General features: G+C 66.2%; 20 protein-coding genes. 13 read left to right on the top strand and 7 right to left on the bottom strand.

All coding sequences use genetic code 11. The annotated features are described in order from the left end of the window. Positions 1-59: 59 nt before the first annotated feature. Positions 60-1,409, bottom strand: coding sequence for a DUF445 domain-containing protein (locus J2808_RS05685; RefSeq protein WP_309812961.1), 1,350 nt, complete (start codon positions 1,407-1,409; stop codon positions 60-62). A gap of 50 nt (positions 1,410-1,459) precedes the next feature. On the opposite strand from J2808_RS05685, the gene J2808_RS05680 reads away from it, so the two are divergent. The 6 genes from J2808_RS05680 to J2808_RS05655 all read left to right on the top strand — a co-directional run bounded on the left by J2808_RS05680 (position 1,460) and on the right by J2808_RS05655 (position 4,833). Next, positions 1,460-2,368 (top strand): glycerophosphodiester phosphodiesterase, encoded by a 909-nt coding sequence (locus tag J2808_RS05680; RefSeq protein WP_309812957.1) that lies wholly within the window; start codon positions 1,460-1,462, stop codon positions 2,366-2,368. Between the two features lie 99 nt (positions 2,369-2,467). Next, on the top strand, positions 2,468-2,959 hold the full coding sequence (locus tag J2808_RS05675; RefSeq protein WP_309812953.1) for a DoxX family protein: 492 nt from the start codon (positions 2,468-2,470) through the stop codon (positions 2,957-2,959). Beyond that, on the top strand, positions 2,956-3,771 hold the full coding sequence (locus J2808_RS05670; protein WP_309812949.1) for an AzlC family ABC transporter permease: 816 nt from the start codon (positions 2,956-2,958) through the stop codon (positions 3,769-3,771). Before J2808_RS05675 ends, J2808_RS05670 begins: the two co-directional genes overlap by 4 nt. Then, positions 3,768-4,079: an AzlD domain-containing protein gene (locus J2808_RS05665; RefSeq protein ID WP_309812947.1), complete on the top strand. Its 312-nt coding sequence runs from the start codon at positions 3,768-3,770 to the stop codon at positions 4,077-4,079. The genes J2808_RS05670 and J2808_RS05665 overlap by 4 nt, the downstream gene beginning before the upstream one ends. A gap of 72 nt (positions 4,080-4,151) precedes the next feature. Continuing rightward, on the top strand, positions 4,152-4,427 hold the full coding sequence (locus J2808_RS05660; protein WP_309812945.1) for a hypothetical protein: 276 nt from the start codon (positions 4,152-4,154) through the stop codon (positions 4,425-4,427). A gap of 58 nt (positions 4,428-4,485) precedes the next feature. Next, on the top strand, positions 4,486-4,833 hold the full coding sequence (locus J2808_RS05655; protein ID WP_309812942.1) for a hypothetical protein: 348 nt from the start codon (positions 4,486-4,488) through the stop codon (positions 4,831-4,833). Between the two features lie 63 nt (positions 4,834-4,896). On the opposite strand, the gene J2808_RS05650 is transcribed toward J2808_RS05655, so the two are convergent. Continuing rightward, a complete protein-coding gene (locus J2808_RS05650) occupies positions 4,897-5,115 on the bottom strand; it encodes a hypothetical protein (protein WP_309812939.1) in 219 nt (72 codons plus the stop codon). Positions 5,116-5,287: 172 nt separating this feature from the next. Further along, the gene (locus J2808_RS05645) at positions 5,288-5,923 is read right to left on the bottom strand and encodes a TetR/AcrR family transcriptional regulator (RefSeq protein ID WP_309812937.1); all 636 of its coding nucleotides are present in this window, start codon (positions 5,921-5,923) and stop codon (positions 5,288-5,290) included. A gap of 122 nt (positions 5,924-6,045) precedes the next feature. Between J2808_RS05645 and J2808_RS05640 the strand changes: the two genes are divergently transcribed. The 6 genes from J2808_RS05640 (at position 6,046) to J2808_RS05615 (ending at position 11,014) form a co-directional block, all read left to right on the top strand. Continuing rightward, the gene (locus J2808_RS05640; protein WP_309812935.1) at positions 6,046-6,369 is read left to right on the top strand and encodes a thiamine-binding protein; all 324 of its coding nucleotides are present in this window, start codon (positions 6,046-6,048) and stop codon (positions 6,367-6,369) included. Between the two features lie 32 nt (positions 6,370-6,401). After that, a complete protein-coding gene (locus tag J2808_RS05635; protein WP_309812932.1) occupies positions 6,402-7,079 on the top strand; it encodes an O-methyltransferase in 678 nt (225 codons plus the stop codon). A gap of 120 nt (positions 7,080-7,199) precedes the next feature. Further along, the gene (locus tag J2808_RS05630) at positions 7,200-7,679 is read left to right on the top strand and encodes a Dps family protein (RefSeq protein ID WP_309812930.1); all 480 of its coding nucleotides are present in this window, start codon (positions 7,200-7,202) and stop codon (positions 7,677-7,679) included. A 26-nt stretch (positions 7,680-7,705) separates the two neighbouring features. Continuing rightward, positions 7,706-8,860 carry a hypothetical protein gene (locus J2808_RS05625; RefSeq protein WP_397427989.1) on the top strand — a complete coding sequence of 385 codons (1,155 nt, stop codon included), beginning with the start codon at positions 7,706-7,708 and terminating at the stop codon, positions 8,858-8,860. Then, a complete protein-coding gene (locus J2808_RS05620; RefSeq protein ID WP_309812923.1) occupies positions 8,854-10,266 on the top strand; it encodes a bifunctional PIG-L family deacetylase/class I SAM-dependent methyltransferase in 1,413 nt (470 codons plus the stop codon). Before J2808_RS05625 ends, J2808_RS05620 begins: the two co-directional genes overlap by 7 nt. Before the next feature lies 1 nt (position 10,267). Further along, positions 10,268-11,014, top strand: a complete 747-nt coding sequence (locus tag J2808_RS05615; RefSeq protein WP_309812919.1) for a glycosyltransferase family 2 protein — start codon at positions 10,268-10,270, stop codon at positions 11,012-11,014. A gap of 268 nt (positions 11,015-11,282) precedes the next feature. Here J2808_RS05615 and J2808_RS05610 read toward each other — a convergent pair whose 3' ends face one another. The 4 genes from J2808_RS05610 to J2808_RS05595 form a co-directional block, all read right to left on the bottom strand. After that, positions 11,283-12,500, bottom strand: a complete 1,218-nt coding sequence (locus tag J2808_RS05610) for a YihY/virulence factor BrkB family protein (protein ID WP_309812917.1) — start codon at positions 12,498-12,500, stop codon at positions 11,283-11,285. A 93-nt stretch (positions 12,501-12,593) separates the two neighbouring features. Further along, positions 12,594-13,202: a DUF3618 domain-containing protein gene (locus J2808_RS05605; RefSeq protein WP_309812914.1), complete on the bottom strand. Its 609-nt coding sequence runs from the start codon at positions 13,200-13,202 to the stop codon at positions 12,594-12,596. Further along, positions 13,199-13,630, bottom strand: coding sequence for a phage holin family protein (locus J2808_RS05600; RefSeq protein WP_309812911.1), 432 nt, complete (start codon positions 13,628-13,630; stop codon positions 13,199-13,201). The genes J2808_RS05605 and J2808_RS05600 overlap by 4 nt, the downstream gene beginning before the upstream one ends. After that, positions 13,630-14,664, bottom strand: coding sequence for a hypothetical protein (locus J2808_RS05595; RefSeq protein WP_309812907.1), 1,035 nt, complete (start codon positions 14,662-14,664; stop codon positions 13,630-13,632). The genes J2808_RS05600 and J2808_RS05595 overlap by 1 nt, the downstream gene beginning before the upstream one ends. A 199-nt stretch (positions 14,665-14,863) precedes the next feature. On the opposite strand from J2808_RS05595, the gene J2808_RS05590 reads away from it, so the two are divergent. Further along, on the top strand, positions 14,864-15,652 hold the full coding sequence (locus J2808_RS05590) for a hypothetical protein (RefSeq protein WP_309812905.1): 789 nt from the start codon (positions 14,864-14,866) through the stop codon (positions 15,650-15,652). Positions 15,653-15,769: the final 117 nt, after the last annotated feature.

The raw sequence follows: 15,769 nt of genomic DNA, 5'->3' as shown, positions 1-15,769 counted from the left end.
GCCCATTCCTGGCGGTTTATCGGGCGCCTAGTGACCCCGCGTTGCCTTAAAGGGCGCGGCTAACCGAACACCAGATGCGCCGCGCTGAAGATGGCCAACCCTGCCAGCGAACCCACCACCGTGCCGTTGATCCGGATGAACTGCAGGTCCTTGCCCACCTGCAGCTCGATCTTCTGGGACGTTTCCTCAGCATCCCAGCGCGCCACGGTATCGGTGATCACACCCGCGATGTCCGAGCGGTACGTTCGCACCAGATAGCCGGCGGCATCGCCGATCCAGGCGTTGACCTTGCCGGCCAGTTCGTCGTCGTTGACCAGGCGCGAGCCGAAGTCCCGGACCGCGGCCTTGAACCTCACAGCGAGCTCGCTGTCCGGATCGTCCACGGCGCTGAGCAGGGCGTTCTTCAGGGTTCCCCACGTGCGGGACGCCAGTTCGCGGACCTCGGGATCACCCAGGACCTGGGCCTTGATGTCCTCGGCGCGGGCGATCATGGCGGGATCGTACTGGAGGTCCTGCGCGAGGTCGTTCAGGTATTTGTCGATCTGCTGCCGCACCTGGTGGTTCGGATCGGCCTGCACGGCGCGGGTGAACTTGAGGATTTCGACGTACACCTTGTCGCCCACCAGCCCGTCCACGAACTGCGGGACCCAGGTGGGGGAGCGGTCGGAGACCAGGCGGCTGACGGTCTCGTGGTTGTCGTCCACCCAGTCCGCTGCGCGGTCCACCAGCAGGTCCACCAGCTTGTGGTGGTGCCCGTCGGCAAAAATCCGCTCCGCCATCCTGCCCACCGGCGGTCCCCACGGCGGAGCCAGCAGGTGCTTACGGACCATTGCCTCGATGACTGCCTGGACGTCGTCGTCGTTTAGCACTTTGAACGCGCCGCGGATGACGGCGGCACCTTCCTTCGCCACGCGCTCGGCACCGCCGGGGCCGGACAGCCATGCTCCCGCCTTCCGGGCCACATCCACGGACGCGAGCTTCTCCTGGACCACCTGTTCGGACAGGAAGTTGGTTTCCACAAACTCGCCCAGCGACGCCCCGATCTGGTCCTTGCGGCGCGGAATAATGGCGGTGTGCGGGATCTTGATGCCCATGGGGTACTTGAACAGGGCAGTGACGGCGAACCAGTCGGCCAGCGCGCCCACCATGCCGCCCTCCGCCGCGGCGCGGACGTACTGCAGCCACGGATACTCCTTCTGCAGCGCGAACGCGAACACAAAAACGATGGCCATGGCAATGAGAAGTCCCAGCGCCACGAGCTTCATTTTCCGCAGCGCTGCCGCCTTTTCGGCGTCCCCCGCGCTGAGTTGATGGCCGACGACGGAGGTCCCCGTCTTCCTGCCTGGCGGCACCGCGCCGGGGGGCTGAGGAGTGGCTTGCCGGGTTATTGGCTCAGAGTTCACCTGCATGTGCCCAGCCTAGTCCCGTGCGCTCAGGCCTGGTCCGCTAACGTGTCCTCATGACATTCGACGAGTCTGTGCCGGAGCGTCCACTGGTTTTCGCCCACCGGGGCGCCAGCGCCGCATTTGCCGAACACACCCGCGCCGCGTACCTCCAGGCCATTGCCGACGGCGCCGACGGGGTGGAGTGCGATGTACACCTCACCCGGGACCAGCACGCCGTGCTGATCCATGACGCGAATTTGGACAGAACCTCTGACGGAACCGGGCCGGTGGCGGACCGGACGCTTGCCGAGTTGCGGCTGCTGGACTTCTCGTCCTGGAAGGGTGCCCGGATCCCGGAGAAATATGGCGCAAAGTCAGAGCAGTTCCTGACTCTGCCGGAACTCCTGAACATCCTGCGCGGAACCGGCCGGCCCATTGGACTGGCTATCGAACTCAAGCATCCCAGCCCGTACCAGCTGAGGCTCGAAGACCGGGTGCTGGGCGTGCTCCGGAGCGAGGGTTGGGACGCCGCCACCTCAATGCTGGATAACGTCCGCGTCTCCTTCATGAGCTTCAGCCCCGATTCGGTGAAGCACCTGCTCAGGACTGTCCCCGCTGAGCACATCTGCCAACTGGTGGACGATATCGACGTCGACGAAATCCGTGACGAACTGAGCCTGGGACACCTGGCGGGCGGCGCCGTCGCCAACGTCATGAGGGCTGCGCAGTTGGAAGGCGAGCGGATCCTGGACGACTGCGAGGTGGGACTCGCAGGACCTGGCATCATTTACGTCCGCGAACACGCCCGGAACGTTCAACGCTGGCTGGAATCCGGCCGCCGGTTCCGCGTCTGGACCGTGGACACCGAACGCGACGTAGCCCTCTGCCAGGGGCTTGGTGTCCACGAGATCACCACCAACAAGCCCGCCAGGGTGCTGGCGCAGCTCCAGTCGAGCAGCCAACAGGCTCAGCTGCCGTCCTGAGCCCCCGGGCAAACCCGGGCATCCCCGCGGAGCCCCGGCTGGTCACGGCGCTGGCCGCGTGTTTTACGCGCGGGCGGTCCGCTGTGATTGAGTGGAGCCATGCCTTTTCGCTGGTCCGGGCGGGCCGTCCAAACTATCTCCGCAGCAGCCATGAGCGCTCTGCTGCTGACCAGCGCCATGAAGCACTTCCGCGAGCCGCGGTTCTTCGCGCAAGTGGTCCCTGACTACCTCTGCCGCGATGATCCGGACGCCAGCCCGGACAGCACGCGCGAGGCGAGCAAAATGCACGACGGCGGCGGGCGGCCGCTGGCGGTGATGAGCCGGGAGGAATGGGTTGCGGTGAGCGGACTGCTGGAGGCGGGCGCCGCCATCGGACTCCTGATTCCCGCCACGCGCCGGGCGACGGCCGCCGCCGTGACGGCGATGTTCACCGTATTCCTGGCCGGCCATGTGGACGCCCTCCGCCGCGCGTATGGCCCGGCGGGGTCGCCGGCGCAGCGCAAGGCACATTCGGTCAGGCTTCCGCTTCAGCTCCCGCTTATCCTGTGGGCCTGGAGCCTGCGGGCGACCGATGCCCGGTGGCGGCCGTGAAACTGCCCGCATCGCCCGCGGTCCGGGTGGGCATCTCCATCAGCATTGCCACCGGCCTGTACGGGATTTCCTTCGGCGCCCTCTCTGTCACGTCCGGCCTTGATTTCTGGCAGACCATGGCGCTCAGCCTCCTGTTGTTCAGCGGCGGTTCCCAGTTCGCGTTTATCGGCGTGGTGGCGGGCGGCGGCTCCGGCATCGCAGCCATGAGCGCGGCCACACTCCTGGGCATGCGCAACGGCATCTACGGGATGCAGTTGAACGCCCTCCTGCATCCGACGGGATGGCGGCGATATGTCGCCGCGCAGGTCACCATTGACGAGTCCACGGCCACCAGCACCGGGCAGACCGATCCAGGCGAGCAGCGGCGCGGTTTCTGGACCGCCGGCATCGGCATCTACGTGCTCTGGAACCTCTTCACGGCGGTGGGAGCACTGGCGGGAAGCGGGCTCGGCGATCCGAAGCAGTGGGGCTTGGACGGCGCGGCTGTCGCGGCCTTCCTGGGCCTGCTCTGGCCGCGGCTCAAGGGCAGGGAGCCCGCTGCAATAGCCGTGGTGTGTGCCCTGGCCACGGTGGTTGCCGTGCCCTTCGTTCCCGCGGGCGTGCCCATTCTGATCGCCGCGGTGGTGGCCGCCCTGATCGGCTGGTTCAGCCACGGCCGCAGTGATGAGGGGCTGGAACCGGACGTTAATCCCTACGAGGAACACCACGGACACCGGGAAAACCAGCCGGCACGCCATAGGGGCCCGGCCCGGAACATCGACGGGGAAACCCGCGGGGACAGCCGCGGCGAAACAGGGCAGGTGGGTCCATGAACCTCTGGTTCTGGCTGCTGTTGGCGTGCCTGCTTGCGTACGCGTGGAAGCTGGTGGGCTATTTCGTCCCGGCGAAGCTTCTCAAAGACCCCCGGATGTCGCGCGTGGCCGGGACCATGACCATCGGGCTGCTGGCGTCCCTTACCATCGTCAACACGGTAGCGTCCGGCCAGACCCTGGCTGCGGATGCACGGCTGGGAGCTCTCGCCGCCGCCGCCATCGCGCTGGCTTTACGGGCGCCGTTCCTGGTGGTGGTCATCGTCGGCGCAGGGACAGCCGCCCTCCTGCGGTTGCTCGGGTGGAACTGACCTGGACCCCTAGTGGTGGGCATCACATGAGTTGTAGCATGAGGCAGGCTATGCAGTTGGCCGTGGATTCTCGTGAGAGCACTGACCATGGAAATAGAGCTGCACGTAGCCCGTAACAGACCCGGCAAGCCCCGCCATCCCACGGACGCTGGATGGCGCGCCGGGCTGCCGGTCAAGCGCTTCTTCACCCGGTTCAGGTCCCTCGCCGACTTGCCGCCGGAGGACCTTGACATCCTCTCTGAACGGATAAGACTGGCCATGGACGTCAGCCAGGAACCGGGCATGGCCGCACTCCACGCGGCGGTCCGGGCCGAGGTCCGCAATCGGGAATCAGCGCCCAACGACTGATGCCCGGACAGACAGCAGCTGTGACTTGGCAGTTGCGGCCAAAGAGGAGCCAGGTGAAATGAACGAACTAGCAGAGCACCACGCACTGGATGGCGCCGGCGGTGCCGACAAGCAAGGTTCAGAACAGAAGTCCCGGCCCATCTACGACAAGAGTGCGTCCGAAGCCACCAGGGAGTTACGGGATACCTCCCGGCGCCGCCGCGCCGCCGAGGAGAAATTGCAGCAGCACTTGATCCAGGCGAAGGACCACGTGCCGCATCACCACGACTGTGAGGTGCAGGAAGCCGAGGAAGACCTCGACGCCGTTCAAGGGCACTCGGAAAAGGGCCCTGGTGACGAGCCCCAGGAGGGCGGGCCTCAAGAAGGCAAGCCCCAAGAAAAAGACCCCGAGGGCGACGCCCGCTGACCGTCGTCACTGCCGGTTCAGCAAGGCGGGCCCATCGGAGTCCGCGATCTGGTTAGCGGCCGCTTAGGCCGACTGCTCATCCTCCGGCGGGGCTGTCCGGCGGGCGCTTTCCTCGACGGCAAGCTCGTACCATACCTGCGCGCCGAAGTCCGGGGCAGGCGTGTCCAGGTTTTGGTAGAGGGCGTCCAGCAGATTGGCCAGGTCCTCCGCGGCAAGCGACGGCAGGACCTCTTCGGGGCCGCGCGGATCATTGATGAACTGTGAAAGCTTCGAGTGATTCATTGGACAACCACCGAGGCCTGTTGAATGTCTAAAACGAAACGCATTTTCTTACTCCTCTGATAGTTCAGAGGCTGGCTGCGTAACCCCATTAGAGTCTAATCCAACGTCTTGACACTCACAATGGTGAGGGAGGGGGAGGGAAGGCCAGTGGCCGTGCTCGGGTGTTTCCTGGTCAGTTGAAGTGTGCGTTATGTAACTGCGAGGCGGGCAGTGGGACGTGCGCCGGAAGCGGCCGGCCGGACCGTTCAGTACGGATGGCATCCTCGATGAGGGCCACCGGGCGGCGCCAGGCGTCCGAGCCGGGCTCCATGGTATCCACCACGCCGATCAGCATGGCCAGCAGCCGGAACATGTCAGTCATGGAAATATCGGCCCGCAGGGTGCCTTGGCCTTGGCCCCGGACCAGGAGGACGCCGATGGATTCCATCAGAGAGCCGGTGATTCCGGTGAGGAGTTCCCGGCGTCCCGCCACGGCGCCCAGCAGGTTGGCGTCGGCGCTGGCGGCGGCCATGATGGCGTTCATGACGCGCAGCAGTCCCTCGGCGGCGTCCATTCCCGCCAAGGCCTCGACCATAACAGGGTCTACTGTCTCGCGCAGTTGCCGGTTGAGGGCGGCGAGGACCAGCTCCTCTTTGTCGGCGAAATTCCTGAAGAGCGTGGCCGGGCCAACGCCCGCCGTCGCTGCGATGGTCTGGAGGGGAACCTCGGGGCCATGCTCGCGGAAGCACTGGCGCGCGGCCAGGATGATCTTGTCCACGTTCCGGGCAGCGTCTGCGCGTAGTGGCTTGCGGACGACAGCAATGCTCATTCGATCAGGTTAGCAACGCGTTAGGCGGCGATCATGGTTACTGGAGGGTAGGGGGTTATGTGACGTTCGCAGGCGTTCCCGGCCCGGTTCACAGTGTCTGGCGGCATGACAGACTTGCCTTTATGTTGCTTGCATTTTCAGTTGCCCCGTCCGGTACGCCCGTTGGGGGATCCCGTCCCACCGATGCTTCAGTCCACGACGCCGTCGCTGCCGCGGTGAAGATCGTCCGGGAGTCGGGGCTGCCCAACCAGACGGACTCGATGTTCACCACCATTGAAGGTGACTGGGACGAGGTGTTCGACGTCGTCAGGCGCGCCACCGAAGCCGTTGGCCAGTTCGGCAGCCGCGTTTCCCTGGTCATCAAGGCGGACATCCGGCCCGGTTATCAGGGCGAGCTCAGCGCCAAGGTGGACCGCTTGGAAAAGGCCCTCACAGACGGTTCCTAGACCGGCGCGTGGCTGCATGTCAGACTGTGGCCATGTTTGAGCACAAGACCCAGCCGGGCTGGGTGGCAGTGGAAGATTTCCTCACGGCAACTGTGGTGCATCCCGACGACGCGCTGCGGCGGGCGGTGAGCTCCGCCGTTGACGCCGGGATGCCGCCCATCGAGGTAACCCCGAATGCCGGCAAGCTACTCAAACTCCTGGTCCAGATTTCCGGTGCCCGGCGCGTGCTGGAGATCGGCACGCTGGCCGGGTTCAGCAGCATCTGGATGGCTCAAGGGCTTCCCGACGGCGGCCGGCTGGTGACGTGCGAATACCTCACCAAACATGCGGAGGTCGCAAGGGCCAACGTCGCGGCAGCCGGGCTGGCTGACAAGGTTGAGGTGCGCGTCGGCGCAGCCCTTGAAACTTTGGCCGCCCTGCACGCGGAGGGCCAGGAGCCCTTCGATTTTGTGTTTATCGATGCGGACAAGGAACACGACGCCGACTACCTGGAGTGGGCTGTCCGCCTGGGCAGGCCCGGAACCACCATCGTGCTGGACAACGCGGTGTGGGAGGGGGCAGTCCTGGATCCGTCCATGGACGACGTCAACGCGCCGGGGATCATCCAAGCGCTCCAACTGTTGGGCAATCACCCGCAGCTGGAGGGCACTGTGATCCAGACCGTCGGATCCAAAGGCTGGGACGGGTTCGCCCTGGCGCGGGTGCGTTGAGCGCCGCTCCTTCGGTTAGCCCGCGAACCTATCGTTCACCCCGAATACTGCTAAGTATGCTTAGAATGACTCTCCGGCCGATGCCCGTCCGGAACTGACAGCCTGCAGTGGAGGAATTCGATGAAAGCGTCACCCACCCTTGCCAGCAACCTCCAGATGGTCCTCACGGACCTGATTGAGCTCCACATGCAGGGCAAGCAGGCCCACTGGAACATCGTTGGCACCAACTTCCGCGATCTTCATTTGCAGCTGGACGAGATCATCGCCATTGCCCGCCAGTTCGCCGACGAAGCGGCCGAACGGATGCGTGCGTTGCATGCCCTGCCCGACGGCCGGAGCAATACCGTCGCTTCGGATACCCGGCTTGAGGCCTTTCCCGGTGGTCTGGTTTCCACTAAGGATGCCGTCAAGCTGGTCACCGCCAGGCTCGAACGCACGGTTAAGACCATGCGCGACGTCCATGACGAGGTGGACGACGAAGATCCGACCAGCGCCGACCTGCTGCATGCCGCCATCGAACGGCTGGAACAGCTGGCCTGGATGGTCAACGCCGAAACCATGGCACCCTCGGCGCCCGTTACCGAACCGGCAGAAAAGTAGGCAAGGGGACTGACAGGCGCCAGCACGTGACTGAAAATAAACCGGAGACCGGTGCTCCCGGACAGCGCCGCTTTCCCCAACCCGTCCGCCTGGTTTCTGCTGATGCGGACCTGGCTCAATGGGGTAGCCTGCTCGACGCCGTGTCGGCGGCGACCGGCGATGTCCCGGCGCTGCTGACCATTGCCAGGAACATCGGAAGCAGTTGGCCAAAGCCCGGGGACGGGCAGACGGGCCTTCTCTGGGAGCTGCTGGCCTCGGTGGCCAGCGTGGACGTGGCCGCCGGCCGCGTTTTCGAACCGCACTTGGATGCGCAGGCCATCCTGGCGCAGGCGGCCCTTTCCCCGGACGCGCGTGACGGTGCGTGGGGAGTGTTCGCCGCCGAAGGTCCGGGAACGCTTCTGGAAGCCAAACCTGATGGTGATGGCATCCTGCTGAGCGGCGCCAAGCCGTGGTGCTCCCTGGCGCCTCTTCTGGACCGCGCCGTGATCACTGCCCACACCGAAACCGGTGGCAGGGCCGCCTTTGCCGTGGACCTGCGGCACCCGGGCGTGACGTGCGAGGAGCCCGCTTGGGTGGCGCGCGGACTGCGGGAAATTCCCAGCGGAACTGTCCATTTCAGCCAGGTGCCGGCAGTGCCTTTGGGCGGGGATGGCTGGTACTTCAGCCGTCCCGGTTTCGCGTGGGGAGGTATGGGTGTGGCTGCCTGCTGGCTTGGCGGAGCGGTGGCCGTAGCGAGGGATTATGAGGAATCGCTGCGCACTGCCGCCGGCAACGGCCGGGAACCTGACCAGGTTGCGCTGGCCGCGCTGGGGGAGACGGACCGGATCCTGACCTCCGCTCTCCAGTACCTGGCGCGGACCGCAGAACTTATCGACGGCGGTGCCCTTTCCGACGGTGATGGCACGCTGTCCAACGCGCGCGGCCCGTCCGTGCAGGACGACGCACCGGTGGCGGACCGCAGCGCGTGGAGCGAAGCGTTGCGGGTGCGCGGAACGGTAGCGGCCGCCGTCGAACGCGTCCTGTCCTTGGTGAGCCGGAACCGCGGACCGGCGCCGCTGGCGTTCGACGAACCGTACGCCAAACGCATGGCAGACCTCGGCTTGTACGTGCGCCAGCACCATGCCATGCGGGACGATGCCCAGTTGGGAAAACTGACGTTGAACGGGGATCACCCATGGTGAGCTTCTCGCACACGGACCAGGGCACTGACGAAAAGGACTGGGCTGCAAGCGGGCTGGCTGCGCAGGCCGAGCTGCCCCTGGCACTGCAGGAACTAAGCGCCATGCGGTTTGTAGTGCTGGCGGCCCACCCGGATGACGAAACTCTCGGCGCGGGAGGCCTGCTGGCGCTGCTGCACTCGCTGGGCGCGGACGTCGAGGTGTTGCTCTGCACAGCTGGGGAGAGCTCGCACCCGGACTCCGCCACGATGACTCCCGAGCAGCTCGGTGCCGTCCGAATAGAGGAATTTACGGCGGCGATGGACGTCCTGGGGCTGGCCGGACGGTGGCGTTATTTGGGGCTGCCGGATGGCGGCCTGGCCGACCGCAGGCCCGAAATTTCCGCGCGGCTACTGGAGGCACTGGAGAGGCATCCCGGGAACCCGCAGCAGCTGGCGATAGTGGCACCGTACCGGGCGGACGGCCATGCGGACCATGACGCCCTGGGCGCGGCCGCGGCCGACGTCGCCTTCGAAGGCGGGCATGCCCTGCTGGAATATCCCATTTGGTACTGGCTCTGGGCCTCGCCGGAGGACCCCACCTGGCAGTCCTGGGCCCGGCTTCCCCTCAGCGCTGAACAGCAGGCTGCCAAGAGCGCCGCGATGGGCGCCCACGCCAGCCAGGTGCGTCCGTTGTCCGCCTCGGCAGGGGACGAAGTGCTGCTCGGTGAGGGCTTCCTGGCGCACTTCCAGCGCGCCTTTGAGACGTTTGCCTGGACCCGGCCGGGCGCGCCGGGCGGTGCTGCCGCCAGCCCGGCCGCTGGTTCCGCGCCCCACACCAGCGAAGATGCGCAGCGGATTTTTGATGCCGTGCACTCGACGTCCGAGGATCCGTGGCAGTACACCACCAGCTGGTACGAGCGCCGGAAGCGCAGCCTGACCCTCGCCGCCCTGCCCCGGGAAAGTTACAGGTCGGGCCTTGAGATCGGGTGCTCGATCGGGACGCTGACTGCCGAGCTGGCCGGCCGGTGCGCCACCCTGCTGGCCGTTGACGCCAGCAGCACTGCCCTGAAGCTTGCCGCCGAGCGCCTTGCGCCCTTTCCCGGCGTCGCCACCCGGCAGCTGACCCTGCCGGCGGAATGGCCCGAGGGCACTTACGACCTGGTGGTGGTCTCTGAGGTGGGGTACTACCTCTCGCCGATCGAGTTCGAGCAGCTGCTGGAGCGGATTCAGTCAGCCATGGCCCCGGGCGGCACCCTGCTGCTGTGCCATTGGCGGCACCCGGTTTCAGGCTGGGAGCTCGACGGCGACTCGGTCCACGCGCTGGCCCGGAACCAGCTGCGGTGGCGCACCGCCGGGCTGTACCAGGAACGTGATTTTGTCCTGGAAACACTGGTCGCCCCCGGCGATCCCGGCTCGGCGGAGGCCTGACGTGGAGCGCATCGGGCAGCTGGCCGTGGTGATTCCGGTCCACAACGAGCAAGAGCTCCTGCCGGGGGCCCTCTCTGCCGTGCGCGCCGCCGCCGACGTTCTCCAGGCGCACCGGCCAGCCATTACCGTGACTATCCTGGTGGTGCTGGACAGCTGTACTGATGGTTCCCCTGCAGTGGCGGGGCGCTTGGCTGCGGTGGACCGCCGCATCACGCTGTTACAGGTCACCTTCCGCAGCGTCGGCGGAAGCCGGCGCGCAGGCATCCGCGCGGCACTGCTGGGAAGCGCCGGAGATGGACTCCCGTATGCTTCCCCGCAGCTCTGGCTGGCCAATACCGACGCCGATTCCTTCGTTCCGCCAGATTGGCTGTTGCGCCAGGTGGAACTGGCTGACCGCGGGGCCGATGCCGTCCTGGGCACAGTGGAACCAGACCCGGAAAGCACGGATGGCGATATCCTCCGGCGCTGGCACCTCCGGCATCCGCTGGGGGAAGACCATCCCCATGTGCACGGCGCAAACCTGGGGGTGCGGGCTTCGGCCTATGCGCTGGCTGGCGGGTTTCCCCGTCTCCGCTCGCATGAGGACCGCGCACTGGTGGAGCGGCTTCGGAAACACGGGTCCACGGTGTGGTCCACGGACACCATCCGGGTCAGAACATCAGGCCGGACCGATGCCCGCGCGCCCCAGGGATTCGGCGCCTATCTGCTTGCGCTCAGAAGGGAACCAGCGGCGGTTTTGAAAGGCTGATGTGTTTTGAGCGGCCGGCACGCGGGTCTGCCAACGAGGCGCCGTGGGGCGCGCAACATGTCCAGGGGGCCGACGACGACTGGGGGGACTGGCCTCGGTCTCAGAAGAGGCCACCTCGCCGCCGACCCCGTCTGACACCCGGGGCACCATGCCACGGGAAGCTAAACGGAATGTCCTGAAATTGATTTTCCTCCAAGTTGCAGGCCCTGCCTAGTCCCGCCGCGGCCCAGTCCTAAAACCCCGGTGCCGCGGGCGCCCGGGTCCCGGGCTAGCGGTCCTCGCGCTCCGGGTCCTTGGCGGCAGCCCGCTCCCGCACCTTGTCACGGACCCTGTCGCGATGCCGTTCCAGGCCCTGGCTGTCGCCCCGGTTCCCGTCCCGGCCCTGGTCTCCATCCTGGGCCGAACCTTCCGTATCCTCGGCATTTTCTGCACTGTACTTTTCACGGAGTTCCCGGCCGTGTTGTATGTCTTCCTCTTCCTGTTTCTGCAGTTTCTCGCTCTTCTTGGTATCCCGCGGCGGCAGCTGGATGGTCTCCTCGGCCTCGATGCCTGCCTGGAGCTGCCGGCCCCGCTCCATCTCGGCGTCGAACTCGGCACCGAACAGCAGGGACATATTCAGGATCCACAGCCACAGCAGCATGACGATCACGCCGCCGAGCGCGCCGTAGGTCTTGTTGTAGTTTCCGAAGTTGCCAACATAAAAACCGAACCCCAGCGACGCCAGCAGGAAGATGAAGAGGGCTATCCCGGAGCCCAGGCTCATCCATTTGAACTTGGGCTGCTTGACGTTGGGGGTGGCGTAGTAGAGCACAGCGATGATGACGATGATCAGCGCTACCATCACGGGCCATTTGGCGATGTCCCAGATGGTGAGGAACACGCCGCTGAGCCCGATGAGTCCGCCGACTGCCTCTGCCACAGGTCCGCTGAGCACCAGCATGCCGGCCAGGAGCGCCACGATGACTACGGCCAGGAGCGTCACAGCCAGCATGGTTCCGCGCAGCTTGACGAAAGGACGGCCCTCGTCCACTTCATAGATCCGGTTCATGGCCCGGCCGAAGGCACCAACGTAACCCGAGGCGGACCAGAGCGCGGTGCCAAGGCCAATGACCAGGGTCAACCCTGCGGCCGGGGCGCTGGCCAACTCCGCAACCGGGCCGCTAACGGTATTCACCGTCTCGGCAGGGGCGAAGCCCCGCACGATCTCCAGCAGGGCAGCAGTCGTTTTCTCCGGATCTCCGAAGAGCCCGAGCAGGGAAACGAGCGCGAGCATTGCCGGGAACAACGACAGCACCGCGTAGTACGTCAGCGCAGCAGCGAGGTCCGGGCACTGGTCCTTGGTGAACTCCCGGAGGGTCTTCTTGGCGATGTACTTCCAGGACGGTTTGGTGACATCGGTGGGGCTGTCCGGTTTCCGGGAGTCGTCGGGTGCAGGTGCTTGGCCCGCCTTGGCGGTGCTGGTTTCGGATGGGTCTTGAGCGGCCATGGGGTGTCCTCTCGGGTTGGTAACAGGCAGGCCGGCCCTCCCTGAAGGGGGACCGGCCTGCCTGTGGTGCTGCTCGCGGAAAGTTACTGCCGGTCAGGTGTTTTGGACGGTGTCCTTGGCGTCGGTGGCGCGGTCTTTGACGTCGGCTGCTGCTGTTTGGCCTTCGGCTTTGACGTGTTCGGCGGCGTCGGTGGCGGTGGCTTTGACGTTTTCCATGGCTTCGCGGGCCGGTTCCTTCAGGCCTTCGGCCATGTCCTTGGCAGCTTCGGTCAGTTCGGTGGTCAGGGGTTCGGCGGCAGATTTGAGGGCATCCGCCGCTTCGCGTTCCTTCTCGCTGGCAGGGATCAGGGAGGACAGGAGCAGGCCGGCCCCGAACGCGATCAGGCCTGCGGCCATCGGGTTGCCCTGGGTTTTGGCCTTGACCTGGTGCGGGGCGTCCCCGATCGCGGCGCCTGCGTCATGCAGGGCGTTGCCGGCGCTGTCGGTGCGGGCGTGGACGCCGTCGTGGAGGCGGGTGGTGGCGTCGTCGGCTGTTCCCATGACTTTCTCCTTCACTCCGAACACGGCGTCCCGGACTTTATCGGTCTGGCGGTGGACGATGTTGGACGGGCTGACTTTGTCCGCCACGGCGTCCACGTTGGTGCCCAGGCGGGCGCGGGTTGCTTCGATATCTGAACGGATGTCGTCCGGGTTCTCGCTCATCGTTTTACCTCACCGGGTTTTAGGGTTGGGGGGATTTCTGAGAGTGTTTCGGTGGTCTGGGGCATGCCCTTGACCGTTTTGAGTTCCTTCCGGCCCATGGAGGCCAGGACGGCGGCGATGATGCCCCAGATCACGGCGACGACGACGGCGGACCAGCCCAGTCCCATCAGCTCGCCCAGTGCGTACCAAAGGGCGATCGAGAGGAAGAGCAGGACGAAGTGCCCGGCGACGCCGGCCCCGGCGAGCATGCCGCCGCCCTTGCCCGCTTTGCCGGCCGACTCTTTAAGTTCGGCCTTGGCGAGCTCCACTTCCTGGCGCATCAGCGTGGACAGGTCGCGTGTTACCTCACCGAGCAGATCACCCAACGATGTGTTGTCCGCCTTGACATGTGCCTCCGAGGGAGGCGGCTCCGGAATCTGGCTGCTCATCACAACCTGCCAGTCTGGCCGTCCGCGGAGCGGTCCCGGGTCAGCGGGTCATTGGCCATTGGATCGTCGGCGAGCTCCTGATCACGCAGGGGATCGTCAGCGAGGCGGTTGCCAGACCACGGCTCCTCCACGAGCTGGGGGCTGTCCAGCGGACTGGCGGGGCGGGAAGGGTCGCCGTAGCTGCTTCCCGGAGCGCCGCCGTCGAACCCTGCCGTAGTGGTGGCCGGGCCGGGCAACTGGACCGGAGGTGGCTGGATGGCGCCGCCGGCTGCTGACGTATAGCCACCCGGGCCCGCGCCGTACTGACCCCCGGTCCCGTCATACTGGCCACCGCTGCCGTATTGCCCGGTCGCGTCGTATTGGCCGCTGGCCGTGCCTGTGGCAGATTCCGGCGCACCCGCGCTGAGGCTGCGGGTGAGCCGCCCGGCGAGGACGCCGGCACCGGCGGCCAGGAGCAGGAAGGTGCCGGGACGCTGCCTGGCAAAGCTCTTGACTTCGTTCAGGAGCGAGCCGGGATCGCGGCCGTCCAGCCACGCAGCAACGGCGGAGGAACGCTCCGCGGCCTGGCGGACCAGGTCCGAGGCTACGCCGGGCTGGTCTGACGCCTGAGCCATGGCGTGCAGCTCGTCCGAAACTGACCGCAGGCCACTGGCTACCTTCTGCTGCTGTACGCCCGCCTGATCAGTGAGGTCGCTGCGTGCCTGATAGAGCAGATCCTTGGCATTCGCCTTGGCCTCGGATGCAACGTTGGCCGCTTCTGTCTTAGCGGTCTCGGCCACGCTCTGCGCCGAATCCGCCGCGGTGCGCGCGACATCTGCTGCTTCGCCCTTGACAGCGTCCGTGCGGGATCCACTGATGCCGCCGCCAGACGGCGGCACTGAGGTTGTAGGCGGGGTGGCGACTGCGCCGGTTGTGGCGGATGCGGGAAACGTGCTGGCGCTGCGTTCCGCCGTGAAGCTGGAATCTTCTGTGGAGCCTGGAACGCCCGGAGGGACGGTATACGCCGAGTCTTCGGGCCTTTGGTTCTCTGTCATCTTCGCTCTCACTTTCCAAAGAAGGCCGGTTGCTGATCAAGAACCAGCCATGCTGGCCGTAAAATAGTAAGCATGGTTACTAATAGAACATAAGTACCCTGACCAATGATTTTCAAACGGTTACTGACATCAGCGGATCCAAGGTGCCGGCTTGGCCGGCGGTGCGGTCTGATGGCAGCTAAAGGAAGAGGTGGGTAGCTTGGACGTAGCACCGTGGGTTTGGGTGGTTGTTGGCATTGTTGTGGTGGTCCTGCTGGTGGTGTTCCTGGTGACGGGGCGGCGCCGGCGCGCGCTGGAACAAAAGCGGGACGAATCGAACCGCGAAAAGGCCGCGGAGATGCGCCGGAAAGCTGAGGATGTAGAGCTCGAAGCGCGCGAGAAGGAGGCCCGGGCAAGCCGTGCCCGCGCTGATGCCGAGCAGGCTCAGGTGCAGGCTGCGCGGCTAAAGCAGGAGGCCGAGCAGAAGGCGGGCGACGCGAGGTCCCTCCGGGATGACGTCGCCAGGCAGACCGAAAAGGCAAACGCCATAGATCCGGATGTTCGCCAGGATGAGAACCAGGAGTTGGGCCGCAGCAGGGATCTGGGCCGGGACCGGGACTCGCGCCGGGATGTGTCCCCGGACGACGGCCTGCGGGACGATTCAGCGGGCGGAGTCCGCCCAGCTGAAGCCCGCCCTGAGGTTAGCCGGGCATCACAAACTGCCGACGCCCGCGTCGACGAGGCTCGTGGCGACACTCGCCGCGACGCCCGCGCCTCAGATGCCCGCGGTGACGACCCGCGTACCCAGGAGTCGTACCGCGAAGACCTTCCTTCCCGGGACGCCCGGTCCGGTGGGATGCCGACTGCTGATGCGCGGTCCGGTGGCGATGTCACGGCCGATGGCGACCCATATGCGGATGCCGGCGACGGCGCCGAGCCCGCCCGGGCCGAGGAGCTCCGGAGGCGCCGCGAGCGTACCGATCGGGACACGCCGCGCTCCGGAATTTGACCAGAACCCCGCTGCCGGTTTCCGGCTGGTCGACCCGTGGGTTGTCCAGCCGGACGCGCCGGGCAGGCATTGTTTAATAAGCAGGCTTATGATTTCCTACTGCTAAGTCTTGCCGCA

This window comes from Pseudarthrobacter sulfonivorans (genome assembly GCF_031454915.1).
GTDB lineage: Bacteria > Actinomycetota > Actinomycetes > Actinomycetales > Micrococcaceae > Arthrobacter > Arthrobacter sulfonivorans_C.
The sequence above is the reverse complement of the archived record's forward strand: the minus strand, read 5'-3'. Positions and strand labels throughout refer to the sequence as shown.

Coding starts and splice junctions, on each gene's coding strand:
- J2808_RS05610 (WP_309812917.1), bottom strand. CDS start 12,500: ATGGCCGCTCAAGACCCATCCGAAACCAGCACCGCCAAGGCGGGCCAA.
- J2808_RS05600 (WP_309812911.1), bottom strand. CDS start 13,630: ATGAGCAGCCAGATTCCGGAGCCGCCTCCCTCGGAGGCACATGTCAAG.
- J2808_RS05630 (WP_309812930.1), top strand. CDS start 7,200: ATGAAAGCGTCACCCACCCTTGCCAGCAACCTCCAGATGGTCCTCACG.
- J2808_RS05620 (WP_309812923.1), top strand. CDS start 8,854: ATGGTGAGCTTCTCGCACACGGACCAGGGCACTGACGAAAAGGACTGG.
- J2808_RS05650 (WP_309812939.1), bottom strand. CDS start 5,115: ATGAATCACTCGAAGCTTTCACAGTTCATCAATGATCCGCGCGGCCCC.
- J2808_RS05685 (WP_309812961.1), bottom strand. CDS start 1,409: ATGCAGGTGAACTCTGAGCCAATAACCCGGCAAGCCACTCCTCAGCCC.
- J2808_RS05635 (WP_309812932.1), top strand. CDS start 6,402: ATGTTTGAGCACAAGACCCAGCCGGGCTGGGTGGCAGTGGAAGATTTC.
- J2808_RS05680 (WP_309812957.1), top strand. CDS start 1,460: ATGACATTCGACGAGTCTGTGCCGGAGCGTCCACTGGTTTTCGCCCAC.
- J2808_RS05655 (WP_309812942.1), top strand. CDS start 4,486: ATGAACGAACTAGCAGAGCACCACGCACTGGATGGCGCCGGCGGTGCC.
- J2808_RS05595 (WP_309812907.1), bottom strand. CDS start 14,664: ATGACAGAGAACCAAAGGCCCGAAGACTCGGCGTATACCGTCCCTCCG.
- J2808_RS05605 (WP_309812914.1), bottom strand. CDS start 13,202: ATGAGCGAGAACCCGGACGACATCCGTTCAGATATCGAAGCAACCCGC.
- J2808_RS05665 (WP_309812947.1), top strand. CDS start 3,768: ATGAACCTCTGGTTCTGGCTGCTGTTGGCGTGCCTGCTTGCGTACGCG.
- J2808_RS05675 (WP_309812953.1), top strand. CDS start 2,468: ATGCCTTTTCGCTGGTCCGGGCGGGCCGTCCAAACTATCTCCGCAGCA.
- J2808_RS05640 (WP_309812935.1), top strand. CDS start 6,046: ATGTTGCTTGCATTTTCAGTTGCCCCGTCCGGTACGCCCGTTGGGGGA.
- J2808_RS05645 (WP_309812937.1), bottom strand. CDS start 5,923: ATGAGCATTGCTGTCGTCCGCAAGCCACTACGCGCAGACGCTGCCCGG.